The 7,181-nt window shown below is 72.4% G+C and carries 5 protein-coding genes and 1 pseudogene; 5 read left to right on the forward strand and 1 reads right to left on the reverse strand.

The window, feature by feature from the left end; translation table 11 throughout:
- The first annotated feature begins 106 nt into the window (after positions 1–106).
- From J7E93_RS05555 to J7E93_RS05560, 3 genes are all read left to right on the forward strand, one after another.
- Positions 107–1,720: a phospholipase D family protein gene (locus J7E93_RS05555; RefSeq protein ID WP_215066104.1), complete on the forward strand. Its 1,614-nt coding sequence runs from the start codon at positions 107–109 to the stop codon at positions 1,718–1,720.
- A 171-nt stretch (positions 1,721–1,891) separates the two neighbouring features.
- Positions 1,892–2,017 carry a hypothetical protein gene (locus J7E93_RS37755; RefSeq protein WP_285440878.1) on the forward strand — a complete coding sequence of 42 codons (126 nt, stop codon included), beginning with the start codon at positions 1,892–1,894 and terminating at the stop codon, positions 2,015–2,017.
- A gap of 32 nt (positions 2,018–2,049) precedes the next feature.
- A complete protein-coding gene (locus tag J7E93_RS05560; RefSeq protein WP_215066105.1) occupies positions 2,050–2,499 on the forward strand; it encodes an HD domain-containing protein in 450 nt (149 codons plus the stop codon).
- A gap of 68 nt (positions 2,500–2,567) precedes the next feature.
- Here J7E93_RS05560 and J7E93_RS05565 read toward each other — a convergent pair whose 3' ends face one another.
- Positions 2,568–3,950 (reverse strand): GH1 family beta-glucosidase, encoded by a 1,383-nt coding sequence (locus J7E93_RS05565; RefSeq protein WP_215066106.1) that lies wholly within the window; start codon positions 3,948–3,950, stop codon positions 2,568–2,570.
- Between the two features lie 207 nt (positions 3,951–4,157).
- On the opposite strand from J7E93_RS05565, the pseudogene J7E93_RS05570 reads away from it, so the two are divergent.
- Together J7E93_RS05570 and J7E93_RS05575 are read left to right on the forward strand one after the other, a co-directional pair.
- A pseudogene (locus tag J7E93_RS05570) lies at positions 4,158–5,158 on the forward strand (ROK family protein).
- 324 nt (positions 5,159–5,482) lie between these two features.
- The gene (locus J7E93_RS05575) at positions 5,483–7,141 is read left to right on the forward strand and encodes a cellulase family glycosylhydrolase (RefSeq protein WP_215066107.1); all 1,659 of its coding nucleotides are present in this window, start codon (positions 5,483–5,485) and stop codon (positions 7,139–7,141) included.
- The last annotated feature ends 40 nt before the right edge of the window (positions 7,142–7,181 follow it).

Below are 7,181 nucleotides of genomic sequence, written 5' to 3' on the forward strand. Positions count from 1 at the left end.
TCCGGTGGCGCCTCCCGCGGCGCATCGCCACGCAGACGGCCCATGACCCGGTCCGCCCGAGTGCGGGGACAGGCCGCGGGTAACGGCACAACAGGAGGACGATGCCGTGACCCACGCAGACTGGCTCCTGACGACCGGTGAACGCGGCAACACCGCGACGCGCCTGGACCGGCGACGCCCGCACGGGGAGGCCTGGTCCGAAGGGAACGAGGCCCGCCCTCTGATCCACGGCGCCGCCTACTTCGCCGAGCTCCTGGCAGCCGTCCGCGCCATGCGCGCGGGCGATCTGCTTCTGTTCACCGACTGGCGCGGCGATCCCGACGAACGACTCGACGGAGCCGGCACCGAGATCGGCGCGGTCCTGTGCGGGGCGGCCGAGCGCGGCGTCATCGTCAAGGGCCTTCTGTGGCGCTCCCACCTGGACAACCTCCACTTCAGCGAGGAGGAGAACCGCCATCTCGGTGCGGAGATCGAGCAGGCGGGAGGCGAGTGCCTGCTCGACATGCGGGTACGGCCCGGCGGCTCGCACCACCAGAAACTGGTGGTGCTGCGCCACCCCGGCCGGCCGGAGCGGGATGTCGCCTACGTCGGAGGGATCGACCTCTGCCACAACCGCAACGACGACGCCACCCACCGCGGCGACCGCCAGTCGGCCCCGCTGGCCCCCGAGTACGGCCCGCATCCGCCCTGGCACGACGTCCAGCTCGCCCTCCGCGGCCCGGCCGTCGGCGATGTCGAGGCCGTCTTCCGCGAGCGGTGGGAGGACCCCGCTCCGCTCTCCCGCAGCCCGCTCGCCCGCCTGCGGTCACTGGCCCACGGGGACGACCCCGACGCGGGCGAGCTGCCGCCGCAGGCCGCCGACCCGGCGCCCTGCGGCACCCACACCGTGCAGGTGCTGCGGACCTACCCGAACCGGCTGCTGGGCGGCTACCCCTTCGCCCCCGACGGGGAGCGCAGCATCGCGCGGGCATACCTCAAGGCGCTGCGGCGGGCCCGGGCGCTGATCTACCTCGAGGACCAGTACCTGTGGTCCCCGCGGGTGATCGCCTCCTTCGCCGAGGCGCTCCGCAGGCACCCACGGCTGCTGCTGCTCGCTGTCATCCCCTCGGTCCCCGAACAGAACGGCCGGCTCACCCGCCCCATGAACCTGATCGGGAGGATCACCGCCCTCGACGAGCTCCGCCGGGCCGGCGGCGACCGGGTCGCGGTGTACAGCCTGGAGAACCACGGCGGAGACCTTGTCTACGTCCACGCCAAGGTGTGTGTGATCGACGACGTCTGGGCGTCCGTCGGCTCCGACAACATCAACCTCCGCTCGTGGACCCATGACTCGGAACTCAGCTGCGCCGTCCTCGACCGGAGCGCGGACACCCGCCGGCCGCACGACCCGGGAGGACTGGGAGACGGCGCGCGTCCCTTCGCCCGGGAGCTGCGCCTCGCGCTCATGCGCGAGCACCTGGACGCCGAGGACACCGGGACCCGGTCACCGGACGCGCTGTGCGACCCCGCTGTCGCCTTCGGCGCCTTCGAAGAGGCCGCCCGCACGCTGGACGCCTGGCACGAGGGCGGCTGTCGCGGTCCCCGGCCGCCCGGCCGCCTCCGTCGGTACGCCCCGCCCGAACTCTCCAGGACCCAGCGGGCGCTCGCGACTCCTCTGCACCACGTTCTGGTCGACCCCGACGGCCGTCCACTGAGGTTGCGCCGCCGTAACGCCTTCTGAAGGCGCCGGGTGGGGAAATCCCGCCACCTACGCCGACCGCGTCCTCTTCCTCGCCGACGGCGCGATCGCCGACACCCTGCCCCGTACGACCGCCGAACGGATCGCGGCCCGGATGACCGCTCTCACCCGCGCCCAGGCCCCTGCCCACGCCCTCGCCGGGACGGCCGCCCGATGATCCGTCCGAACGGCCTCGCATACATCCCGCCCCTCCTCTACGGCGCCCTCGCGGGCGCGGTCGTGGTGCTCGGTCTGGCGTCCACCGGCGTGCCGGCCCGCGCCGCGCTCCGACGCCCGTGACGGAGCGCGGCCCCGCCCCTTACAGTCGGCCCATGCCGCACCTCACCCTCGCCCAGGTCGAAGCCCTCGCCGTCGCAGCCCACGAGGGCCAGACCGACAAGGCCGGCCGCCCGTACGCCGAGCATCTGCGGGCGGTCGCCGAAGGGGTACGGGTGAGGGGCGGGACCCAGGACCAGATCGCCGCCGCCTGGCTGCACGACTCCGTCGAGGACGACGCGCTGACCGCCGAATGGCTGCAGGGAGCCGAACTGCCGCGCGCGGTCAAGGACATGGTCCTGGCGCTCACCAAACGGCCGGGGGAGGAGCCGGAGTCGTACGCCCGCCGTATCCTCGCGGTCCCCGGCGCTCTCCTCGTCAAGGAGGCGGACCTCGCGCACAACGCGGACCCGGCCCGGCTCGCCGTCCTCGACGAGCCGACCAGGGCCCGTCTCACCGCCAAGTACGCCTCCGTACGCGCGCTGCTCGGACTCACCTCCGACTGACGAGGAAGCCCCCCCCGGCCGCCGCATTGCGCACCGCCGGGGCTCCCCATCGGCGTCGACCCTGTCGCTCAGGGGGCCTGGGAGGCGGCGATGGCCGCCTTGTACCAGTGGTAGGAGGCCTTGGGCGTGCGCGTCCCGGTCGGGAAGTCGACGTGCACGAGCCCGAAACGCCTGCTGTACCCGTAAGCCCACTCGAAGTTGTCCAGGAGCGACCAGACGGTGTAGCCGCGCAGGTCGACACCTTCCGCACGGGCCTCTGCGACCGCACGGAGGTGGCTCTCCAGGTAGGCGATCCGCTCGGCGTCGTGCACGGTCCCGTCGGCGGCGGGCGCGTCGTGTTCGGCGGAGCCGTTCTCGGTGATGTGGAGCGGCGGAAGACGGGCGCCGTAGCGGTCACGGAGGGAGGTGAGGAGCTGCCGAAGGGCGCCGGGGACGACGGGCCAGCCCATGGCGGTGTGGCGGACGCCGGGATGCGGGACCGCTTCGAAGCGGTTGTCCATGGCGGTCCGACGGGCCGGGTCGGGCTCGCGCCACGGGGCGGCGCGCACGGTGGACGGCGTGTAGTAGTTGATGCCGAGGAAGTCCATGGGGGCCGAGACGAGGGCGAGGTCGCCGTCCCGACGGAAGTCCTGACACTCGATCAACTCGCCCCATGTGTCCGACTCCGCCGCGGCGTAGCGCCCCTCGAGCAGCGGTTCCGTCCACATCACATTGCGCTGGGTCTCGGCGCGCACGGCGGCTGCGAGGTCATCGGCCCGCGGTGTGGCCGGGGAGACATGGTCGAGGTTGAGAGCGATGCCCGCCTCGCGGACGCCGGCGGCGCGCAGAGCGCCCATCGCCAGACCGTGGCCGACCAGCAGATGGTGGGCCGCGGCGAGCGCCGGCGTCCCCTCGGACACGCCGGGGGCGTGCTCGCCGTTTCCGTATCCCAGAAAGGCACTGCACCAGGGCTCGTTCAGGGTGATCCACCGGGGCTCACGGTCCCCGAGCCTCGCCGCGACCAGCGCCGCGTACTGCGCGAACCGTTCGGAGGTGTCCCGGGAGCGCCAGCCGCCGGCGTCCTCCAGAGGCTGGGGGAGGTCCCAGTGGTAGAGCGTCAGGACCGGCGTGACACCGGCTGCCAGCAGGTCGTCGACCAGGCGAGCGTAGAAATCGAGCCCGCGGGGGTTCACCGGGCCCGCGCCCGACGGCTGGATCCGCGGCCAGGCGACGGAGAAGCGGTACGTCGACACGCCGAGGTCCGCGAGCAAAGCCACGTCCTCCCGGTGCCGGCGGTAGTGGTCGCAGGCGGTGTCGCCGCTGCTGCCGTCCCGTATCGCGCCGCCGCGCAGGCAGAAGGTGTCCCAGATCGACGGCCCGCGTCCGTCCTTACCGGTGGCGCCCTCGATCTGGTAGGCCGATGTGGCGGCGCCGAACTCGAAGCCGGGCGGAAAGGCCGGGAAGTCGCTCACGGAAACGGACGTCCTTCGTTCGGAGGGTCGGAAAACAGGGCTGAGCATGAAGGCGATTCGGCTTCCGCGTCCAGGATCTGAGGAACCATCGGCCATGGTTTTACTAAACCCGGGCTTAACTGAACCCAGTCCACTGGACAACGTTGTCAAGAGCTGGGCAGAGTACCGGCACATCCCAGGTCCGCTGCTACGGAAAGGCTGAGCGTGATGGTGTACGGAGCACTCGACATCGGGGGTACGAAGATCGCTGGAGCCTTGGTCGACGCCGACGGCCGTCCGGTGACCCGGTCCCGGCGCGCCACACCGGCGCAGGGCTCCGCGCAGGAACTCATGGCAGCGGTGTCCGAGGTCCTGGACGAGTTGTCCGCCCACCCTCAGTGGCCCTCCCTCTCCTGCCTGGGCATCGGCAGCGCGGGGCCCGTCGACACGGCCGCCGGTACGGTCAGCCCGGTCAACATCCCGGCTTGGCGTTCCTTTCCGCTCGTGGACCAGGTGCGGGCGCACCCTCGGCTGCCGGCCGGAATCCGGCCGGTCCTCGTGGGCGACGCCGTGGCGATGGCGGCGGCCGAGCACTGGAAGGGGGCCGCCAAGGATGTGGACAACGCGCTGTGCATGGTGGTCTCCACGGGCGTGGGCGGCGGACTGATCCTCAACGGGGCCCTGCACACGGGCAGGTCCGGGAACGCCGGTCACATCGGCCACATCACCGTGGACCAGGACGGTCCGTTCTGCCCCTGCGGAGCGCGCGGCTGCGTGGAGCGCTTCGCCAGTGGCACCGCCATCGCCGCCCACGCGCTGGAGTCCGGGTGGGCCCCGCCTCCCGGCGTCGCCCCGACGGCCGCGGCGGTCGGGCCGCCGCCCGGGAGGGCGATCCCGGAGCCCGTGCCGCCTTCGACCGCGCGGGCCGGGCGCTGGCCGCCGCCGTCGCGGCCACGACGGCCCTGGTCGAACTCGACCTCGTGGTCGTCGGCGGCGGTGTCGCGCAGTCCGGGGAGACGCTCTTCGGCCCGCTCCGTCGCCATCTGGCCGCGTACGCGGTCCTCGACTTCACCCGTGACGTTCCGGTCGTGCCCGCGGGTCTCGCGCTCGACGCCGGACTGATCGGGGCGGCGGCGGCCGGCGCCGCGTCGGCCGGGCTGTCACCACGTACGGCCGTCGCGGTTCCGGCACCGCCCCGAACATTCCCGGAAAACAAAACCGGCCACTGAACTTAACCGGTTCTGCTGTGGCTGTTGTTTTCGGCCTCATGCCCCTCTAGCCTCATCTCACTCGCCGGGGCGGTTCACCGTCCGCCGGTGTCGCGGCCGTAAGGGGATTTCACACCCGTCCGGTCCGGCGAACATTCCTCCCGCCGCTCGGTGAGAGCCGCAGAAATACACCGAGCGGCGGGAATTCACCGGCTCCGCTCCCCGTCGTTCGACGCACCGTTCCGCGGGGCCGGCAGCACCGCACCCTCCATGTCAGGCAAGCCCGCACGCCCCGGACCACGGTCCCCGCGGCGAGCGCGCGACCGAGTTGGGAGCACCACACACATGAACAGGAAACTGGCCACCGCGGCGGGAGCACTGCTCGCCGTCGCCGCCACGCTGCTCACCGCACCCGCCGCACCCGCCGCGGCCCTTGCCGCCCACGCGGCGGACGCGACGGGCACGACCGGCACCGGCTTCCACGTCGCCGGCGGTCGGCTCCTCGACGCCAACGGTGAGGACTTCGTCTTCCGGGGTGTCAACCACGCCCACGCCTGGTACCCCACCAGGACCGGCCGGGCGCTCGCCGACATCAAGGCGCTCGGGGCGAACTCGGCGCGCATCGTGCTCAGCACGGGCGACCGCTGGACGAAGAACGACGCCGCCGGCGTCGCCGGCGTCGTCTCCCAGTGCAAGGCCAACAAGCTGGTCTGCGTCCTCGAAGCCCACGACACCACCGGCTACGGCGAGCAGAGCGGCGCCGTCTCCCTCTCCGAAGCCGCCGACTACTGGCTGGAGGTCGCGAACGCGGTCAAGGGCCAGGAGAAGTACGTCGTCATCAACCTCGGCAACGAGCCGCACGGCAACACCGGTTACACCGCCTGGACCCAGGACACCACGAACGCCATCTCGCGTCTGCGCGCCGCCGGCTTCGCGCACACCCTCATGGTGGACGCCCCCAACTGGGGACAGGACTGGTCGCACACCATGCGGGACAACGCGCCGGCCGTCCTCGCCGCCGACCCGGACCGCAACACCGTCTTCTCCCTCCACATGTACGGCGTGTACGACACCGCTGCCGAGGTCCAGGACTACCTCAACAGCTTCGTCAGCCGCCGACTGCCCATCGTCGTAGGCGAGTTCGGCAACGACCACTCGGACGGCAACCCGGACGAGGACGCCATCATGGCCACCGCCCGGCAGCTGAACCTCGGCTACCTGGGCTGGTCGTGGAGCGGCAACGGCGGCGGCGTCGAGTACCTCGACCTGGCCACCGACTTCGACATGAGCCGGCTCACGCCCTGGGGGCGGCGCCTCTTCGACGGCGTCGACGGCATCAGGCAGACCTCCCGCGAGGCCAGCGTCTACGGCGGGACCGGAGGAGGCGGCGACACCCAGGCACCGACCGCCCCCGGCGCGCCCACCGTGTCCGAGGTGACCGCCACCGGGGCCCGGCTGACCTGGCCCGCCGCCACCGACGACACCGGTGTCACCGGCTACGACGTCGTCCGCGTCGACGGGTCGGCGCAGACCCCCGTCACCACTACCACGGGCACCAGCGCCATGCTCACCGGTCTGACCCCGGCCACGGCCTACACCTTCGCCGTGTACGCCCGTGACGCTGCCGGAAACCGCTCCCCGCGCTCGGCCGTCGCCGCCGTCACCACTCCGGACGGACCGTCCGCCGGGAGCTGCACCGTCGACTACCGGCTGCAGGACTGGGGCAGTGGCTTCAACGCCCATGTCACCCTTCACAACACCGGCACCCGGGCCATCAAGGGATGGCGGCTCGACTTCGCCTTCCCGGGCGGTCAGACGGTGAACTCCGCCTGGAACGCGAAGGTCGTCCAGCAGGGCAACCACGTAACCGCCACGCACGAGAGCTGGACCGAGACCCTCCCAGCCGGCGGCACCGTGAGCTTCGGCCTCAGCGCCTCGTCCACCGGCGGCAACGGCGTCCCTGCCACCTTCAGCCTCAACGGCACCACCTGCGCCAAGGGCTGACCCGCAGCGCCTCCGCCGCGCCCCCGCCCGCGCCCCCGCC

The organism is Streptomyces sp. ISL-36 (assembly GCF_018614205.1).
Classification (GTDB): Bacteria; Actinomycetota; Actinomycetes; order Streptomycetales; family Streptomycetaceae; genus Streptomyces.